The sequence below is a fragment of the Streptomyces regalis genome, from assembly GCF_001509475.1.
Lineage (GTDB): Bacteria > Actinomycetota > Actinomycetes > Streptomycetales > Streptomycetaceae > Streptomyces > Streptomyces regalis.
Window position 1 is genome coordinate 19922 of record NZ_LLZG01000374.1, and the last position, 16894, is coordinate 36815.

14 protein-coding genes and 1 pseudogene are annotated in these 16894 nt (G+C 70.2%); 7 read left to right on the plus strand and 8 right to left on the minus strand.

Annotated features, from left to right (window positions below; translation table 11 throughout):
• Window positions 1–48: 48 nt before the first annotated feature.
• Entirely contained in the window at window positions 49–183 is a 135-nt protein-coding gene (locus ADL12_RS57860; protein WP_279617183.1) for a hypothetical protein, read from the minus strand.
• Window positions 184–246: 63 nt separating this feature from the next.
• On the minus strand, window positions 247–1671 hold the full coding sequence (locus ADL12_RS36125) for an amidase (protein ID WP_062710545.1): 1425 nt from the start codon (window positions 1669–1671) through the stop codon (window positions 247–249).
• A 221-nt stretch (window positions 1672–1892) separates the two neighbouring features.
• Between ADL12_RS36125 and ADL12_RS36130 the strand changes: the two genes are divergently transcribed.
• Window positions 1893–3281, plus strand: a complete 1389-nt coding sequence (locus ADL12_RS36130; protein WP_062710548.1) for a glycoside hydrolase family 43 protein — start codon at window positions 1893–1895, stop codon at window positions 3279–3281.
• A gap of 199 nt (window positions 3282–3480) precedes the next feature.
• Here the strand turns inward: ADL12_RS36130 and ADL12_RS58645 are convergent.
• The 3 genes and pseudogenes from ADL12_RS58645 to ADL12_RS36145 form a co-directional block, all read right to left on the minus strand.
• Window positions 3481–3819 (minus strand): annotated as a pseudogene (locus ADL12_RS58645) (hypothetical protein); the annotation flags it as partial.
• Entirely contained in the window at window positions 3816–7172 is a 3357-nt protein-coding gene (locus tag ADL12_RS36140) for a DEAD/DEAH box helicase (RefSeq protein ID WP_062710553.1), read from the minus strand. The pseudogene ADL12_RS58645 and the gene ADL12_RS36140, both read right to left, overlap by 4 nt.
• Before the next feature lie 1311 nt (window positions 7173–8483).
• Window positions 8484–9815 (minus strand): cytochrome P450, encoded by a 1332-nt coding sequence (locus ADL12_RS36145; protein WP_062710556.1) that lies wholly within the window; start codon window positions 9813–9815, stop codon window positions 8484–8486.
• Between the two features lie 228 nt (window positions 9816–10043).
• On the opposite strand from ADL12_RS36145, the gene ADL12_RS36150 reads away from it, so the two are divergent.
• Together ADL12_RS36150 and ADL12_RS36155 are read left to right on the plus strand one after the other, a co-directional pair.
• Complete coding sequence (locus ADL12_RS36150) at window positions 10044–10790, plus strand: phosphotransferase family protein (protein ID WP_062710559.1); 747 nt, start codon at window positions 10044–10046, stop codon at window positions 10788–10790.
• A gap of 398 nt (window positions 10791–11188) precedes the next feature.
• Window positions 11189–12025, plus strand: a complete 837-nt coding sequence (locus tag ADL12_RS36155) for a DUF2182 domain-containing protein (protein ID WP_062710563.1) — start codon at window positions 11189–11191, stop codon at window positions 12023–12025.
• Between the two features lie 162 nt (window positions 12026–12187).
• Here ADL12_RS36155 and ADL12_RS36160 read toward each other — a convergent pair whose 3' ends face one another.
• Both ADL12_RS36160 and ADL12_RS36165 read right to left on the minus strand, forming a co-directional pair.
• Complete coding sequence (locus ADL12_RS36160) at window positions 12188–12811, minus strand: DUF1326 domain-containing protein (RefSeq protein WP_062710566.1); 624 nt, start codon at window positions 12809–12811, stop codon at window positions 12188–12190.
• A 166-nt stretch (window positions 12812–12977) separates the two neighbouring features.
• The gene (locus tag ADL12_RS36165; protein WP_062710567.1) at window positions 12978–13637 is read right to left on the minus strand and encodes a DUF1326 domain-containing protein; all 660 of its coding nucleotides are present in this window, start codon (window positions 13635–13637) and stop codon (window positions 12978–12980) included.
• A gap of 214 nt (window positions 13638–13851) precedes the next feature.
• On the opposite strand from ADL12_RS36165, the gene ADL12_RS54430 reads away from it, so the two are divergent.
• The 3 genes from ADL12_RS54430 (at window position 13852) to ADL12_RS36175 (ending at window position 14878) form a co-directional block, all read left to right on the plus strand.
• Window positions 13852–14010 (plus strand): hypothetical protein, encoded by a 159-nt coding sequence (locus ADL12_RS54430; protein WP_159053389.1) that lies wholly within the window; start codon window positions 13852–13854, stop codon window positions 14008–14010.
• Window positions 14000–14338 carry a TfoX/Sxy family protein gene (locus tag ADL12_RS36170; RefSeq protein ID WP_062710571.1) on the plus strand — a complete coding sequence of 113 codons (339 nt, stop codon included), beginning with the start codon at window positions 14000–14002 and terminating at the stop codon, window positions 14336–14338. The genes ADL12_RS54430 and ADL12_RS36170 overlap by 11 nt, the downstream gene beginning before the upstream one ends.
• Before the next feature lie 303 nt (window positions 14339–14641).
• Entirely contained in the window at window positions 14642–14878 is a 237-nt protein-coding gene (locus ADL12_RS36175) for a YciI family protein (RefSeq protein ID WP_062710574.1), read from the plus strand.
• Between the two features lie 302 nt (window positions 14879–15180).
• Here the strand turns inward: ADL12_RS36175 and ADL12_RS36180 are convergent, their stop codons facing one another.
• The gene (locus ADL12_RS36180) at window positions 15181–15519 is read right to left on the minus strand and encodes an STAS domain-containing protein (RefSeq protein ID WP_062710586.1); all 339 of its coding nucleotides are present in this window, start codon (window positions 15517–15519) and stop codon (window positions 15181–15183) included.
• 480 nt (window positions 15520–15999) lie between these two features.
• On the opposite strand from ADL12_RS36180, the gene ADL12_RS36185 reads away from it, so the two are divergent.
• Complete coding sequence (locus ADL12_RS36185) at window positions 16000–16872, plus strand: universal stress protein (protein ID WP_062710588.1); 873 nt, start codon at window positions 16000–16002, stop codon at window positions 16870–16872.
• Window positions 16873–16894: the final 22 nt, after the last annotated feature.

Consider the following 16894-nt stretch of genomic DNA (forward strand, 5'->3'; position numbering starts at 1 on the left):
ATGGTGCCCTTTCGGCACCGACCGAAGGGAGTGTGCGCCTGCGCGGGCTCAACTGTCGTATGCGGCCTGGACGTAGACGGTTCTCGGCGGCAGGTACTCCACCACCATCACCACCGTGCCCCGCTCCAAACGGTCCGTGCCGGTCGCGGGATAGGCGAGGAAGTGCTCGGCGCCGCCGCGCACCCGGGATCACCTCGCATGGCCACAGAGCAGGGCCTGCGCCGAAGGGTTGGTGTCGGCGTCGCCTCAGACGACCGCGATGCGTTCTTCCTCGCCCTGCTGCGGCGGCCACAGTTCATGCCAGCGCAGCTCCGCCTCCAACTGCGCGGCCAGCGAGATCAGCAGGGGCTCACTGTTCGCCGGCCCCAGCAACTGGGCGCCGACCGGCAGACCGTCCACGAATCCGGCCGGGACGTTGATGCCCGGCCAGCCCAGCACGTTCCACGGCCAGGCGTAGGGGCAGGCGGCGATCATCGCGCGGTCGGTGGCGAAGCCGCCGAGCCCGAGCATCGCGCCGATCCGGGGTGGGGGAGCGGCCGTTGTGGGGGCCAGGATCACGTCGTACGACTCGTAGAACGCGCCGATACGACGGTGCAGAACCGCCTCCGCGCGCCGGGCCGCCCGCAGCGGCGCCCCACCGAGCAGCCGGCCCAGCCGGGCGGCGCCCCGGGTGCGCGGGTCGAGCAGCGCGGGGGAGGGCGTCACGCTCACCCACTCGGCGATGCCGACCGTCGCGCGGGGTACGAAGGTGAGCCCGATCTGCCCGTACGGCGGATCCGCCTCCTCGACGATGTGCCCCAACGCACCCAGCTTCTCGGCGAGTTGGACGACCCTGGCCCGCACCTGCGGCTGCAGGCGGGCGGGCACGGCGGTGAACGGCGGCTTGAGAGAGAGCGCGATGCGCAGCCGGCCGGGGTCGCGGCCCACGGCCTCGGAGGCGTTGATCGCCGGCGGCCGGTGCGGGTCGAGATCGTGGTTGCCGGCGGCGGCGTCCAGCAGCAGGGCCGCGTCGGCCACCGTACGGGCGAGGGTGCCGTTGACGGTGATGCCCTGGAACGACTCGCCGCGCGGCCAGGTGGAGATGCGGCCGCGCTGCGGCTTGATGCCGATCAGATGGGTCCAGGACGCGGGGATCCGCACCGAGCCGGCGCCGTCCGAGCCGAGCGCGGCGGGGACGAGCCCGGCGGCGACCGCGGCGGCGGAACCGCCGGACGAGCCACCGGGGGTGTGCTCCGGGTGCCACGGATTACGCGTCGCGCCGAAGGCGGGCCCCTCGGTGAACGGCCACTGCCCCAGCTCGCAGGTGTTGGTCTTGCCGACGATCACCGCACCGGCCGCGCGCAGCCGCCGTACCGCCTCGCCGTCCTCGGTGACCGGCGGGAACTCCCCGCTGCAGCCGAACGCGGTCGGCTCGCCCGCCACGTCCATGTCGTCCTTCACCGCGACCGGCACGCCCAGCAGTGGCCCCCGCACCCCGGCGGCGAGCTCCGCGTCGGCGGCCTTCGCCTCGGCGAGGGCGGCCTCGGCCCGGACCACCCGGAACGCGTTGAAGGTCCCTTGGGTCGCCTCGATCCGCGCCAACGCCGCCGCGACCAGCTCCCGCGACGTCACCTCCCCGGCGGCCAGCGCTCGGGCGGACGCGGCGAGACCTGCGGCACGGTCGGGTGTCATACGGGGCACCTCCGGGACGACACTGTCTACCGAACGGTAACCTCCAGCGGTCTGCGGCGGAACGGTTTCGCCCGGTGCGGCTCCCAGGTTCACCACAGGTTTCTCCCAGGCCCCGCTTCCTCATGTGCAAACCATTGACGCACTCCGACCTCACGCCTACCTTCTGATCGAATTCCCGAACTGAGTTCGGGATATCGAACCTCATTGAGGGAGAGCCGCACGTGACCAGACGTCCCCACACCCCGTCCCGCCGCAGCCTGCTGCGCGCGATGGCCGCACTGCCCGCCTCGGCACTGATCCTGGGCGAGGCACCCGGCCTGCTCGGCACGGCACTGGCGGCCGCACCGCCCAGCGGCTCGGCCACCCGCTACACGATCGTGCCGTTCCTGAACAGCAACGACGGGACCGTGAACGTCTACCAGTCGGACGACGCCACCGACTTCCGTCTGGCCAAGGCCTCCGCCTACACGCCGCCGAGCAACCGCATCCGCGACGCGAGCATCTTCAAGCACACCAACGGCTACTACTACATCACCTACACGACCCACACCTGGCAGGACACCAGCACCACCATCGGCTTCGCCCGCAGCACCGACCGGGTCAACTGGACGTTCCTGTACGACTACACGGTCCCGATCGCGGGTCTCTCCCGGGCCTGGGCGCCGGAGTGGTTCGTCGACAGCGACGGCAGCGTGAACGTCATCGTCTCCTGCTCGACCACCAACGACCAGTGGATCTTCACGCCGTACCTGCTGAAGGCCACGAACTCCGCGCTGACGACGTGGAGTTCACCGGTGGCGCTGTCCGGCATCGGTGCGAACCACATCGACACCTTCATCGTGAAGATCGGCTCCACCTACCACGCCTTCACGAAGAACGAGACGACGAAGTACATCGAGTACGCCACCGCATCGAACCTCACCGGCCCCTACACGATCTCCCGCACGGGCAACTGGGCGGGCTGGGGCAGCTACCGCGAGGGCCCCGCGCTGGTGCAGCTCGACAACGGCGGCTGGCGGCTCTTCTTCGACGGCTACGGCGACGGCACCTACTACTACAGCGACAGCTACGACACCTTCGCCACCTGGTCCGCCCCGGCCGCCCTGCCCGCCGTCTCGGGGACGGCCCGCCACTTCACGGTCATCAAGGAGACCGTCTCGGGCGGCCCGGCCCTGGCGAAGAACGTCACCCGCTCCTTCCAGTCGGCCAACTACTCCACCCGGTACTGGCAGGTGCAGTCCTCCCTGCTCAACCTCCCGGTGGTCAGCAGCTCCAGCGCCACCGCCGAGAAGCAGGCCTCGACGTTCACGGTCGTGCCCGGCCTCGCGGACGCGAACGGCTACTCCTTCCGGGACTCGTCCGGCAGATACCTGCGCCACTGGGACTACCGCGCCCGCTTCGACGCCAACGACGGGACGTCGACGTTCGCCAAGGACGCCACGTTCGTCGCCCGCACGGGTGCCTCGAGCGGCTCGATCCGCTTCGAGTCGTACAACTACCCCGGGTACTACCTGCGGCACTACAGCTACCAGCTGCGGGTGGAACGGTCGGACGGAACGGACCTGTTCCGACAGGACAGTTCGTTTGTGCCGGTGGCAGCCTGGGCCTGACCTGCACCCTTGCTGAGCTGGGGCGTTGCGTGGAGGGATGAGGCGGCCCGAACAGACCGGCGGTGATTTCGTCCCCGGAACCGCCGTCGATGTAGTCCCTGCCTCCGCCTTCGGCGTTGCCGGTTGTGGAGTAGACGTCGCCGATCAGGAAGGCATCGCCCGCTCCGCCGTCGATCTGGTCATCGCCGAGACCGCCCTGGATGGTGTCGTCCCCACCCAGTCCGCAGATCCGGTCGTTGCCACCCCTGCCGTCGACGGAGGGGTCGTGGTTGGCGGCGCCGTTGTCGAAGACGAGGTCACCGGCCTGGATCGTGACGCCCTCGATCTCGATGTCTGCAGGGGCGTGGCGTGGTATGCCTCCGCCGCTCTTCCCGGGTATGCGGAGGACCTCCGCTCCCTGACGACGGCGCTGCGCGCGGGCCGGGCCCGCCACAGGCGGCGGGGCAGTTCGCCCTCCTCGAACGCGTGCACCTCGTCGAGGTTGCGGTCTCTGCGCTCGCCTGACGAACACTGCCCCGGAGCGAGGACCTGATGTCACTCCTGCCTTCGGTCGGGCTGCCAGGCGTGGGCGGGGAGGGCCTCGGCGAGGGTGGTGAAGAAGCGCTGGTCGCGCCAGGCGTCGCGGTTGCCGATGACGAACAGACGGCGCTTGGCGCGGCTGACGGCGACGTTGAGGAGGTTGGGGCGGGAGGCGGCCCAGGCGCGGGCGCCGGGGCGGCGCGGGTCGGTGCCGAGGACGAGGATCACGACGTCCGCTTCCTTGCCCTGGGTGGTGTGGATGGTGCCGACCCGGTTGTCGGGCAGCAAGTCCCGGCAGGTCTTCCGCGCACCGGCGACGACAGCGCGGAAGGGGCTGATGACGTACACCTCCCGGGCCAGATCGACGCCGCCTTCGTCGCGCAGCTTCTGAAGGACCCGGCTCAGTGCCCGGCCCTCCTCGGGGATCCAGTGCCCGTCGGCTTCGGCGGAGGGGACGTGTACCCAGCAGCTGCGCGGGCCGTAGCGGTAGGGGCCGCGGTCAGGCGTGCCGTACACCATGAAGTTGTCGTAGGCGATGGCGTTGCTGACGCCGAACATGGGGTCGTCGCAGCGGCGGTGGACGCGCAGCGGGGCGCCGACCCACACTTCCTGGGCGCCATCGGGGAGTTCAGCGGGCAGGAGGGTGCCGTAGCGGTTGGTGCGGTCGGCCAGTTGCTGCACCGATGTGCGACTGGGCGCCCACTCCTCGCTGACGCCGAAGTCGTCACGCAGGGCCCGCTGCGCCGTCCACGGCAGGACGACGACCGGTTCGAGCTGCAGCGGGTCACCGACGACGACGGTGCGCTTCGCCCGCCACATGCCGCCCACCGCCAGCTGCGGCGCGGCCTGGCCGGCCTCGTCGATGAACAGCCAGCCCAGTGCCTCGCGGCCCAGCCGGCCGAAGACCCGGTCCAGCGACGCGAAGGTCGTCGACACGACGGGCACCACCAGGAACAGGCTCTGCCAGGCCGCCCGCAGTCGCTCCTCCGACACCGTCCTGGGAGCCGCTCCGGTCACCGCGTCCATGGCCGCCATGAGGTTGCCGTACATGGTGCGGGCCGTGCAGCGCAGGAACGCGTGATGCAGGTCGAGCGCGGCAAGGAAGAGCTCGCTGTGGGCGCGGGTGATCTCTTCGTCCGCCCACGGTGCGGACAGCTCACGCGTGGTGTCGTCGCTCAGCCAGTGCTCGCGGGGCACGTGACCGTCCCACCGGGAGTGGGCCCGGGCAACGCTGTCCCTCAGCCGCATGCGGCGGGCTGCGGCTTCGTCACGGGCCTGCTCGCATGCGTTCCGCTCCGCCACGGCGTGGGCCACCGCCTGCCGGGCCTCATCAAGCCGGGCACGAGCGCTGTTTCGTACGGCGCGCTGCTCCTCCTCCCGGGTGGCGAGGTCCTGGTCGATACCGTGCCAGTCCCGGGCGGCTCGCCCCAGGGTGAACAGACTGACCACCAGGCCGGGTTGGCGCTCGAAGTGCGCCGCGCGACGGGCTTCCGCCTCGGCGAGGGGTGTCTCGGCGTCGGTCAGGTCTTGTTCGGCGCCGGAGACTGCGGCGCGGCACGCCGACACCCGGTCGGCGGCCCGGTCGGCGGCCTCCTCGGCCGTACGCAGCTCAGCCTCCGCAGCGGGGAGATTCCGCAGTGCGGCTGCGGCGGACTCGCGCTCGACTCCCAGCCGTTCGACGGTGGCGAGCGCGGTCCGGAAGCGTTGCCTGGCCTCGCGCCACGCACCGCTGTGCGGTGTTTTGCCGTACTCGCGCAGCAGTTGAGCCAGCCCGCGTTCGCTGTCGACCCAGCCGTTGCGGTTACGGCGGCGGCGTCCGCGAGGCGGGGGCGGCGGAGGCGGCGCGTCCTGGTCGGACATCCGGTACTTGCCGTGCCAGAGCCGGTTGACGAACTCCATGCGGTTCCGTTTGTTGCCCAGCCGGGCCGCGACCACGCCCCACGCCGGAACGCCGTTGAGTAGACGGGTGGCCTGCTCGGCGAAGTAGTCGGCATCGTCCCGCCACGGCTCCCCGAGCGCCAGGCGGGCGGGGATCTCGGTGGAGATGTTCTCCACCGCTCCGTTGTTCGCCGAGGCCACCACCATCTCGAAGCCGGTGAACTCGGGCCGCAGAGGGGTGACGGTGCGTGTGTAGTCGCCGCTCTTCCAGGTGTACGGCGCCTGTTCGGCGAAGGCCTGCGACGGCATCCGCAGCGCGGACAGCCGCACGGCACGCTCCACGATCACCGAGGCGAAGCAGTCGCGCAGCATGGTGGTCTTACCGGTGCCGGGCGGCCCGTTGACGGCGAACAGCCCGCCCGTGTTGTTCAGGTGTGTCCGGATGGTGGTCACGGCGAACTGCTGGCTCAGCGCCAGCGGATGCCCGGGCTCGGCAGGCCACCGCCCCACCGGTACGGCGGCGGGCGTCACCGTGGCGAGCGCGACCTCGGGGCGCTGACGCAGGTCGATCCGCCACGCGGTGTTCACCTCGGCACCGGGCGTGAGATACGCGGACAGCCCGGCGCCCGGATCCTCCTCGCGCAGCGCCTGCGCCACCGAGTACAGGTCTGCGGCGATGAAACTGTTCAGGAAGTCCTGCTGGTCGGCTTCCTGCGCGAGGTCCTGGCGTACGGCCACGCTCCGGATCCGCACGCCGTCGGGGCACAACGTCTCCGCCACACCCCAGCCCTGGGACAACTCCCTTGCGAACTCCAGCAGTTCCTTGGCTGACAGCAACCGTTCCCCGACGCGCGGCCTTTGGTCCTCGCGCTCGTCGTCCTCGGCGCCGGCGTCGGCGTCGTCGTCCCAGTCCTCCGGGTCGTCCTCGGGCGATTCACCGTCCGATTCCGAGCCGACGTCTCCCTCGCGTCGTTCACCGGTGCCGGTCCCAACGGTTCTGTTGAACGTTGGCAGTTCACCCAGCCCCATCGCCCTGGCGGCCCAGGCCCCTGCCTCCTCCTCGAACCCGTCGAGCCACCCCGGGCTGGCCGGCCCCGGCGACAGCGCCCGTCCGGTGGCCCATGCACACGCGGACAACACCGGGGAGTCGAGCAGCAACCGCCCCTCATCGGTGACCGTCAGGGCGAACAGCGCGCTCTCGCCGTCCATCCTCCCGTCGTGGTCCTCCTCGCTCTCCCCGAAGACGCGCAGCAGGGTGTCGCGCACCGCGCGGAGCGTGTACGCGCCGCCGTACACCACGTGTTGCCATGCGTAGCCGGGCTCCAGCGGCACCGAGCGCAGCGGGTGTCCCGTCTCCCACGGCAGCGGGCCGTCCGCCGTCACCGAGTAGACGCGGTCACGCGCGGAGACGGCCGGGATCTTCTGCGGGCTGAACAGCTCCACCGCACGCCAGTAGTCCACGATTCCGGCCCGCCGCAGCCGTTCATCCTCCATGCCCCGCCCAAGCCCCTCAGATCCGAGTCCCGCCGCTTGCGGCACCTACGCAGCCGCCGTCCTGCCCGACCAACTGCCCCCTACCGGCAACCGCGACGACCGGCGCCGCCGGTCACACGGGGCGAAGGACAGCCTGCCCAGGCCTGACACGACCCCAACCTTCAATCTGCCTACGAACAGGCCTGTTCACCGGGCGTGGTGGTACCGGCTGCGCCTCCGGAACGTCTGCCTCAGCACGTGTCTGGGCTGCTGTCCGCGCCATTGTGAACGCCCCATTGTCAGTCGCCATCCGTTAGGAGATCCCACGAGGCGGCGAGCGAGAAGGCGTGATCGGATGGCAGCGGCTCGGCGGGCGGTGATCGTGTGGGCGGTGCTGAGCGCGGGCTGGACCGGCGCGGTCGTGCGCCGGGACGGCCTCGCACGGGACCCCGGTCTGTGGGGCACGATCTGCCTCGGGGTGGCCGCGATGCCGGCCACGCTGCTGGTCTTCGTGGTCACACTCGCCCCGATGATCGTTGTTGCGGCAAGCCGCAGTCTTCGGCCAACGCATCCAGGCATGGGCCAAACCCCCGTGGTGCACCACTGGCGCCATGACCCCGGGGTCACACATCCCGACGGGGACGACCTTGCGTTCGTCCCGGAGGCAACCGGTGATGCGGCCGCTGATCTCGGGCTCCTGGTACGACGTCACCGTGAGGCATGCCCCAGAGCAATCCCACGCCATTGCTTCACGATCTCGCGGAGAGCCTCGAGGCCGACGGGCCACGGCTGCGGCTGCCCGACGGACGTGCCCTCTCCGGGCTGCCTGGCTGGGGGAAGCCATCTGCAGCAAGGCGCCCGTACCACCCCGGAGATTACGAGAACGACGAGGACGGGCAGCCGGACAAGGACCAGTTGCTCACCATCCTGGCGTGGGGCCCGCGTCGGCAGACGGCTCTGCAGAACGTCACGCTGGACGACGACCGCGACAACCCCGGACACATGGCCTGCAACCTCAGCCTGACGAGCGCTGAACACCCACAACCGGTGAGACGCTCGGTGAAGTTCCAGACCAGTTGCGGCAGATGGACGAAGTACGCCGGCGGCCATCCAGCTGTCACATGGAGTGGCGAGCGGGAAACCATCGCTGCCGTAGGCACGCTGAGTGACTGTTGGGCGGAGGGTTTCGTCGGCCCGCTTCGAGGTGGGTAGTTGTCTCGGCAGAGTGAACCCCGTGACCCGTGGAGATGGGCGGACGCGGGCCTTTGGCTCCTTCCCACCTCTGGATCGATATCGGCCCGGCCGCCCCATGCACTCTGGACTGGGCCGCGGTCAAGCGCCCGCGACGCCGCCGGGAGCCGTCCGGGCGGGGCACTCGCCGGCATGCGTCGCGCGGCCGAGGCCGGGTGGGGGACCGTCGGTCGGCAGATCCTGCGTGACTTGGCCGGTTTCGTCCGGGAGTGGGGTGAAGGCGACGTCCAGGCGGGTGAGCGCGCGGAAGTTGAGGCTGCGCTGCCACTGCGGCGCGGTGCCGTCGAGGCGCAGACCGGGGAGCCGGGTGAGAAGCGCTTCCAGTGCGACAGTACCTTCCAGCCGGGCCAGCGCCGCGCCGAGGCAGAAGTGCGGTCCGTGCCCGAACGCCATGTGCCGTCCGCCGGGCCGCTCGAAGTCCAGTACATGGGGATCGGGAAACACGGCCGGATCCCGGTTGGCGGCGCCGCACACGAGGAGCACTGTCTGCCCTTCGGTGACAGTGCGGCCGGCCAGGTCCAGGTCGTGGCGCGCCCGGCGCAGCATCAGCTGTACCGGGGCGTCGTAGCGCAGGAGTTCCTCGACTGCGGCGGGCATCAGATCGGGCCGGCGGCGCAGTTGGTCGGCCGCGTGCGGGTGGCGGAGCAGGGCGAGTGTGGCGTTGCCGATGAAGTGGGTGGTGGTCTCGTGGCCGGCGATCAGGAGCAGGGCGCAGTTGGCGAGGAGTTCGTCGAAGTCCTGGTCGGTGTCCTGTGCCTGTGCGGTCACCAGCGCGCGCAGGGTATGGAGGGCCGGCGGGGTGTCGTGGCGGGTGAAGTGTTCGCGGAGGTAGGCGAGCATGTCCGCCATGCTCTGCGAGGCCGCGCGGTTGCCGTCGGCGTCGAGCCGGGAGTTGCCGATGGCTTCGGCGATCGGCTCGGACCAGGCGGCGAGGGCGGGGCGGTCCTGATGCGGTACGTCGAGCAGGTCGCAGATGATGGTGAGAGGCAGGGGGCGGGCGAGGTCCGCGACGATGTCCATCCGGCCGGTCGGCGCGGCGTGGGTGATGATCCGGTCGACGGCTTCGGCGATCCGGGCTCGGAGTGCCGCTACTGCCCTGGGGGTGAAGGCCCTGCTGATCAGGGCCCGCAGCCGGGGGTGGTCGGGGGCGTCGCTGTAGAGCATCTGTCGGCTCAGGACGCGGGCCAGCGGCCGCAGTTCCTCGGAGAGGGCTGCGATGTCGGGATAGCGCACTGAGGACAGCCTCGGGTCACCTGCGGCGCTGCTGACCACTGCGTGCCCGGTCGCGACCCAGGCGTCCAGGTGGCGGTCCCAGAAGAGGTCGTCGGCGCTCCGCAGCTCTTCGTAGAAGTCGTAGAGGCGCTCTTGGACTTGGGGCCGAAAGGCCCGCAGCAGCGATGAGGATGTGCGCATTGTCGGATGTTAGTGGTTGCGCCGGAGCGCAGGGTCTCGTCGGCGCGGTTGCCGTGCGGCGCCTCGGAGAACTTCAGGCCAAGGACTCCTGACAAAAGTGGTGGGCTTGACCTGGTCAGAGGCCGGTGTCGTGCACGAGGCCGCTGGGTGGCGGGACGCGGTCAGCCGCGTAATCGCACGCGATAAACCCGGCGACGTCGGTGAACATCCCCGGGATACTGGTCGCCCATGGATGAGGTCGAAGTCGTCGTCGCCCATTCCGAGCGCGCGACTCTGCGCGTCGGCGACGTGTTCCTGAAGGTGGACGCCGATCAGGCGCGCATCGATGTCGAGGTCGAGGCGATGTCCCTCGCGCCGGTCCCGACCCCGGAGGTCCTGTGGCGCAAGCCGTCCGTGCTCGCGATCGCCGCACTACCGGGGACGACGCTCGGGCGCCTCGGCGGGCCGTCGACCGGGTCGCCGGCGGCGTGGGCCGCAGCGGGCGCCGCCATCCGGAAGCTGCACGACGCGCCGCTGCCGTCCCGGTCGGGCCAGGCCGGCCGGAGCATCGTCGCGCTGGTGGCGGAACTCGACGACGAGTGCGAGTGGCTCGTGACGAACGGCGTCCTGCCCGCGGACCTGGTCACCCGCAACCGCCAGGTCGCCGAGGCCGCGCTCCGGCCGTGGACTGCGGCGTTCACTCACGGCGACCTGCAGATCGCGCACGTCTTCGTCGACGGCGACGAGGTCACGGGCATCATCGACTGGTCCGAGGCGGGTCAGGGTGATGCCCTGTACGACCTCGCCACCTTCACGCTCGGAAACGAGGAGCACCTCGACGACGTCATCGCCGGCTACGGCACCGACATCGACCTCGACGTGATCCACGGGTGGTGGTCCTTGCGAAGCCTGCTGATAGTTCGCTGGCTGATCGAGCACGGCTTCGACCCCTTCGCGCCAGGCTGTGAGGTCGACGTGCTGAGATCCCGGATGTGACGCTGTGCCGGCCCGACTGCCAGGTATGCGTTCTGACGCATCGAGCAGGCCATCCCCTGGGGCGCATCGTCTGCCCCAACTCTCAGCAAAGTGCGGTGCGCAGTCGTCGCCAGCAGATGACGGCGCCGGATGAGACCTCGACCTTCCTTGCGTTCCGGAAACCCGGTCCGGCCTGTCGCACATTCCGCTGCTGCTGGCACGAGTCGGGACGGATGGCGTGATCCTGTTCTGGGCACCGATCATCACCGCCGGTGTGCTGCTCTTCAGGGCCCTCGCCCGGCCGGAGCCCGACCGATACGCCAAAGACGGGTGCCCTGTGCCCACGACCGAGCAATTGCTGGCGAGGTCGCGCCGTACTTGGAGGAGTGGTCTGCTGGATGTATCCGTAGGAGGGCACGATGCGTCACACCCTTACCTCTGTCCTCGCCCCCACGCGGTCGCCCGCGCCGACCGGAGCCGGCGGAGGGTTGCTGCCGAAGCGGGATCTCGCGGCCGCCTGGTTCCTCGTCGTCCTGATCGCGGTGCCCGCGTGGGCGCTCACGATCGGCCAGGCTCGGGACATGGGGGTCGAGCCCGGGACGATGGGGGTGGCGCTGCCCCTGTTCCTGCTGCTGTGGGTGACGATGATGGCGGCCATGATGCTGCCGTCCATGGCGCCGGTTGCCATCACGTGGGTGCGGGGGATCGGTCGGCAGTCCTCAGGCTGGACCCGGGCCGCGCGCACCGTCGAGTTCGTCGGCGGGTACCTGATGGTGTGGACCGTCTTCGGGGCGCTCGCCTACGCGGCCCTGGCCCTCACCGGTGACCTGGTGGCCGACCATCCGACCGCCGGGCGCTGGATCGGCTTCACCGCGTTCCTCCTCGCCGGCCTGTACCAGCTCGGCCCGCTGAAGTACGTGTGCCTGCGGCACTGCCGCGACCCCATGAGCCACCTGATGCACTACGCCGGCTTTCGGCCACCGGCGCGCGACCTGCGGGTGGGCGTCCATCACGGCGCCTACTGCGTCGGATGCTGCGCCGGGCTGATGGTCGTCCTCATCCCGCTCGGCGTGATGAACGTGGCGGCGATGGCCGGACTTGCCCTGGTGATCTTCGTGGAGAAGCTGTGGTCCCGGGGCCCGCTGCTCGCCCGCGTCGTGGGCTTGGCGTTCCTCGTCCTGGCGGTGCTCGCGCCGTTCCAGGACTGGCTGCTGCCGGGGCTGCAGGGCTCGATGCCGTCGATGGACGGCATGTGACTCACCTGGTCATCGTCCCGCCAGGTCGCCCGCCGGCAGCTGAAGAAGCCCGCACTCGACACACAGAACGGCACCACGTAGTTGAACAGCACACGCCACCAGGTCGCGGCCGTGGCATCCCCGGCCGTGATCACCGCACGTGTGTGCTGATGCGCGCTCTCGTCAGGCACGTCCCTGGCTGGCTCCTTCGGTCTCCTCGCTGCTGAAGACGTAGTCGGCCGTCTCGCCGTACGACGCCTCGTAACTCAGCCCGAAAGCATCGGAACGCCCGCTGGACCTGCCGACCTCGAACTCGGGAGCGAACCCGAACATGGCGTTCCTGATCTTTGTCGAACTGCCGTCGGGGCCGGTGAGCGGCTCGTAGGACAGCTCCGTCCTGCCCTCGACCGTGAGGCCGGGCCTTTCGCCGTCGGAGAGGGATACCTTCGCCCGTTCCATTCCCAGGTACTCGCCGTAGAACTGCGAGAGCTGGCCGAACGGACCGCCCTCGCGGCCGGACAGGATGCGCTCCAGGGCGTCCGCCTGCTCGCCGCTGGCCGCGCTGTCGACCACCAGTCCGACCTTCCAGTTGCCGGAGGTCAGGTTGGACGGGAAGTAGTTGTAGAAGGCGAAGTCCACACCGGACAGGTCCACATCGTCCAGATTTCCGTCCGCCACGTGGAAGACGGCCGTGCCCAGGCATTCGGTGCCGCCCTTGGCGTCCCGGGGCTGCCCGTCGTACGGGCAGCTGCACAGCACGGCGCACGAGCAGCCGGCGACGTACGTGCCGGATATCGTCCACGACATAAGCTGCTCCCTTAAATTTCGTTTCCCGGCAAACCGGGCGAGCTGAATGATGGTGCCGATGAGACCTGCTCGTCGTCGCCTTGATCGACCGTGTCACCGCCGCGACTGCTGCAGGAAACGCCGCGCGATCACCGCTCCCGGCCTCTACCGGGGCTGGCGTGTGTGGTCAGGTTGGGCCGGTCCAGTCGAAGGGGAAGTGTTTGCTTGACTTGCCCGAACGGTCCCAGGTGAAGCCGAAGGCGTCGGCCCGGTCGGTGGTGGCGCGGCCCCAGGTGGCGATCTGGCCGGGGCCGACCTCGGCGCCGGGGGCGTTGTGCACCTGCACCCGTGCGCCTTCCGGGGTGGTCGGGCCGGTCAGCGCCTCGGCGGTTGCCGTGACCTTTCCGGGGATTTCCGCGCGCCAGGCTGCCAGGTTCTCGTCGACCTCGATGCGGATGGGCGCGAAGTCCATGCCTCTCATCTCGGGGCCGAACATCTCGCCGAACTCTGCGGGCCATCCGCCCGCCTCGCCGCCGAAGATCGCCTGGAGGGCGGTGCGCTGCTGTTCGTCGGCGCGCTCGTCGAAGAAGACCGCGGCGTAGGCGTCCGTGTGCTCGCGGGCCCAGGCGTTGCCCACGAAGGAGCCGAGCATCAGTACGTTGAGGCCGTCGAGCCGCACGTCACCGAAGTTGCCGTCCCGTATGTGCCAGGCCAGCACGCCCTCGCAGTCGCCGTAGGTCGGGGCCTGCGCGAACGTACAGGGGCACGGGATGGCGCACTTGCAGACATCGAACCAGTCGCCTGCCAGATGCCAAGGCGGGGGACCGGTGGTGGGTTGCTCTGTCATCTCGCTTCCTTCCGCCGCGTTCGAGGTGATATCACTCCCTTTGTTCCAGCTTGCTCCTCGCTCGTTCTGCGGGCGAGGTGGCGCCAGGCACGTGTGACTGGTGGTGGTGAGGTGTGCGCTGGTCGCGTCGCCCGGCATGACGCGCTGCTGACGATGCCGCCTTACCCGTTGGCCTACCGGGGCCGGCGGCGGCGCCCTGACACAGATCACCTTGGTGCCCACGGCGACCGCCTACGGGATGATGGTCCACACCGTGGACGGTGACACGATCGCCGAGACAACCGGCTTCACCGAGCCCGGCCCCTTCCCTCTCTTCGGTCTGCCCGATCACCTTTCCGAACGTGGATACATGGGAGGCATGAATGCCGTATGACGAAGCCCTCGCCGAGCGGGTCCGGGGCGCGCTGCCGCCGGTCGCCGACCTCGACGAACGCAAGATGTTCGGCGGACTGGCCTTCCTGCTGGGCGGCCACATGTTCTGTGGCGTCGTCCACGACGAGCTCATGGTCCGACTCGGCCCGGACGGCGTCATCGAGGCGCTGCGGCGCCCGGGCGTGCGCCCGATGGACTTCACCGGTCGCACCATGAAGTCCATGGTGTTCGTGACGTCGGAGGCGCTGGCAGGACCGGCGCTCGACGACTGGGTCGCCCAGGCCGTCGCCTACGCCCGCACCTTGCCGCCCAAAACAGCGGCCAAATGAGGCAGGTGCGCGCCGGGTGGCCGCTCATGTGGATGACCCCGTCGCTGTGGCCTGGCGGCCACGGTCCACCGGGAGATCAAGAACTTGCCGGCGCACCGGCGTTGCCCGACGGGACGACGATGGCTCACCTGCCGCTGGGGCGCTGACCTGCTCACCGGCTCATCGGCTGCCAGGAGCGAGCCACCGGGCTTGGGTGAGGCCGATCCGGGGCGGGTCTTCGGGACAGCGTGTCGATTTGCGGGAGAGTCGTTCGTAGCAAGGGTGCGAGGTGGGAAGTGCCCACCGAGGACCGGGAGTGCCACCATGACGTCCGCGAGCGCCTGGGTCTTCTCCGGCCGCCTGCACGACCCCGACACCGCCACGGTAGTCCGGGTCTCCGGGAGTGAGGTGCTCACCACCGACGGGCCCTTCGTGGAATCGAAGGAGCACCTCGGCGGCTTCTACGTCATCGAGGCCGAGGACCTCGACGCCACGCTCGGGTGGGCGGCGAGGGTCACCGCCGCCCAGCCCTGTCCGGCATTGTGCCGCCGTGAACGATGAGACCTGCCGGAACATGAATGGAGAGCAGCGGACGGCAACAGCGGATCCGGACGAGTGACCGGCCTGGCTGTATGGGCGCCTCATACACCGAAGGGCGCGTCGGGGGTTGTCACGGACATCCAGGCCCGCCCCTGACCGCGCCGGTTCCCGCATACCCGGACTTTTGGCCGGGCGGGCGATGGGGGCGGTGGTGCCCTTCAGCCGCTCCTTGAGACGGGCCGACCGTGGCCGGAGGGCTCATCTCGCACAGCCGGTTCCGGTGTACCGCCATATACATACCGTCTACTCCTCATACATACCGTCTACTCCTCGATCACGGCGACCGCCTTGAATCCGGCCTGGCGCAGGGTCCGCTGCACATCGTGCCGGGCGCCGCGGATGGTGAGCGCCGCATTCTTCGGTCGCTGCTCGGTGGCCGCGCGGAGGAGCGCGTAGGCGCAGGCGAGGTCGAGGTGGGTGACACCGCTCATGTCGAGGGCCCACTCGGCGGTCTCGTCCAAGCGCCGGTCGGCGAGGCGTTCCTCCAGCTCGCGGGCGGCTCCAGTCCCGAGGTCACCGGCCAGGGTGACCTGGGCGCGCTCGGCGCCGGCGGCAGTGATGTCCACACTCGGCGACGGGGTGGGGCCAGGTTCGGCTGCCACAACGATCACCTCCGCGACCGTCCGAGATTGCCCCGCTTTCCAGTATCTCCTCCGGACCCGGCGTGGCGCAGACGAACGGAGCAGGCGGCCTGGACGGCGGCTGTGGTGGGCTGCTGCCGCGGCGGGGGACGCGCCGGTGTTCGACGCTGCGCGGACGCAAGGTGCGCAACCTCCGCCACACGCCGTCGGGAACCGCACTCAGGGAATTGGTCGGGCTCGGTCGTGGCGTCGAAGTCGTCGCGCAAGCCCACCGTGCAGCTCGGCCGCCAGGCCGTGACACATGCGATCCGGTCGGTGCGAGGGAAAGCGCCGCTTCTGGCGTCCGGCGGTGTTCGGGGAGGGCTCCTCGGGTACCCGGGCGCCGGAACGTCGAGCGGCTGACGGACGAGGACCGGCTGGAGGCGTTTCGGGTCACTGGATTGATGACAACGCCTCTGTCGAGGCGGGGAGCACGCACCCCCGAGGCACATGGGAGGCACGATGACCGATCACGGCCGTACCGGCACTGTGCTCGTCGGCCTCGACGACACGCCGCACAGTTGGCTCGCGGCGGACTGGGCCGCCGCCGAAGCCCAGCTGCGCGGCGGCATGCTCAGAGTCGTCCATGCCGTCCACGGCATCACGGAAGCCGAACTCGAGCTTGTCTCCCAGGACGCCGACCAACTGGTTCTGGACGCGGCCGCCGGCGTGCTGGACGACGCCCGGGCCCGGCTCGTGTCCGCACACCCCGGTCTGAGAGTCGAGACCGCCCTGGCCCGGGATCACCCGGCCGAGGCACTCCTGACCGCGGCGGAGAACGCCGACATGATCGTGGTGGGCACGCGCGGGCGGGGCGGGTTCGCCGGGCTGCTGCTGGGATCGGTGAGCCTGAAGGTGGCCGCCCATGCCACCTGCCCGGTCGTCGTCGTACGCGGGCACACCGAGAGGAAAGCGGCCGACGGGGGCATCGTGGTCGGCGTACGGGATGAGGGGGACGAGGCGTCCGTGCGGTTCGCCCTTGCCGAGGCGGATCTGCTTGAGTCCCCGGTGCGTCTGATCCATTCCTGGACACCTCTCATGCACGCGGGCCTGATGGTGCCGCAGGTGAGTGAGCTGGAACAGGAACGTCAGGTCCACGAGCGGGTGTTGAACCACGCGGCCCGGCCCGTCGCCGAGTATCCGCATGTCCATGCGGACACCGAGCTGGTCGTCGGTTCGCCCGCCGCCGTGCTGGTGGAGGCATCTGCCGGGGCCGGCCTGTTGGTACTGCCGCGCCATCCGCCCGCGGGCAGGGTCGGGCTGCGCCTGGGCACGGTGGTGCATGCTGTCCTGCACCACGCGAGCTGCCCGGTCGCCGTGGTGCCCGTCGGTTAGCAAGGGCGCCTTAGTGGTCGGC

What these genes read in the sequence shown, in the direction of transcription:
- ADL12_RS36125 (WP_062710545.1), bottom strand. Translation starts at nt 1,671, where the DNA reads ATGACACCCGACCGTGCCGCAGGTCTCGCCGCGTCCGCCCGAGCGCTG.
- ADL12_RS36140 (WP_062710553.1), bottom strand. Translation starts at nt 7,172, where the DNA reads ATGGAGGATGAACGGCTGCGGCGGGCCGGAATCGTGGACTACTGGCGT.
- ADL12_RS36145 (WP_062710556.1), bottom strand. Translation starts at nt 9,815, where the DNA reads ATGCGCACATCCTCATCGCTGCTGCGGGCCTTTCGGCCCCAAGTCCAA.
- ADL12_RS36150 (WP_062710559.1), top strand. Translation starts at nt 10,044, where the DNA reads ATGGATGAGGTCGAAGTCGTCGTCGCCCATTCCGAGCGCGCGACTCTG.
- ADL12_RS36155 (WP_062710563.1), top strand. Translation starts at nt 11,189, where the DNA reads ATGCGTCACACCCTTACCTCTGTCCTCGCCCCCACGCGGTCGCCCGCG.
- ADL12_RS36160 (WP_062710566.1), bottom strand. Translation starts at nt 12,811, where the DNA reads ATGTCGTGGACGATATCCGGCACGTACGTCGCCGGCTGCTCGTGCGCC.
- ADL12_RS36165 (WP_062710567.1), bottom strand. Translation starts at nt 13,637, where the DNA reads ATGACAGAGCAACCCACCACCGGTCCCCCGCCTTGGCATCTGGCAGGC.
- ADL12_RS36170 (WP_062710571.1), top strand. Translation starts at nt 14,000, where the DNA reads ATGCCGTATGACGAAGCCCTCGCCGAGCGGGTCCGGGGCGCGCTGCCG.
- ADL12_RS36175 (WP_062710574.1), top strand. Translation starts at nt 14,642, where the DNA reads ATGACGTCCGCGAGCGCCTGGGTCTTCTCCGGCCGCCTGCACGACCCC.
- ADL12_RS36185 (WP_062710588.1), top strand. Translation starts at nt 16,000, where the DNA reads ATGACCGATCACGGCCGTACCGGCACTGTGCTCGTCGGCCTCGACGAC.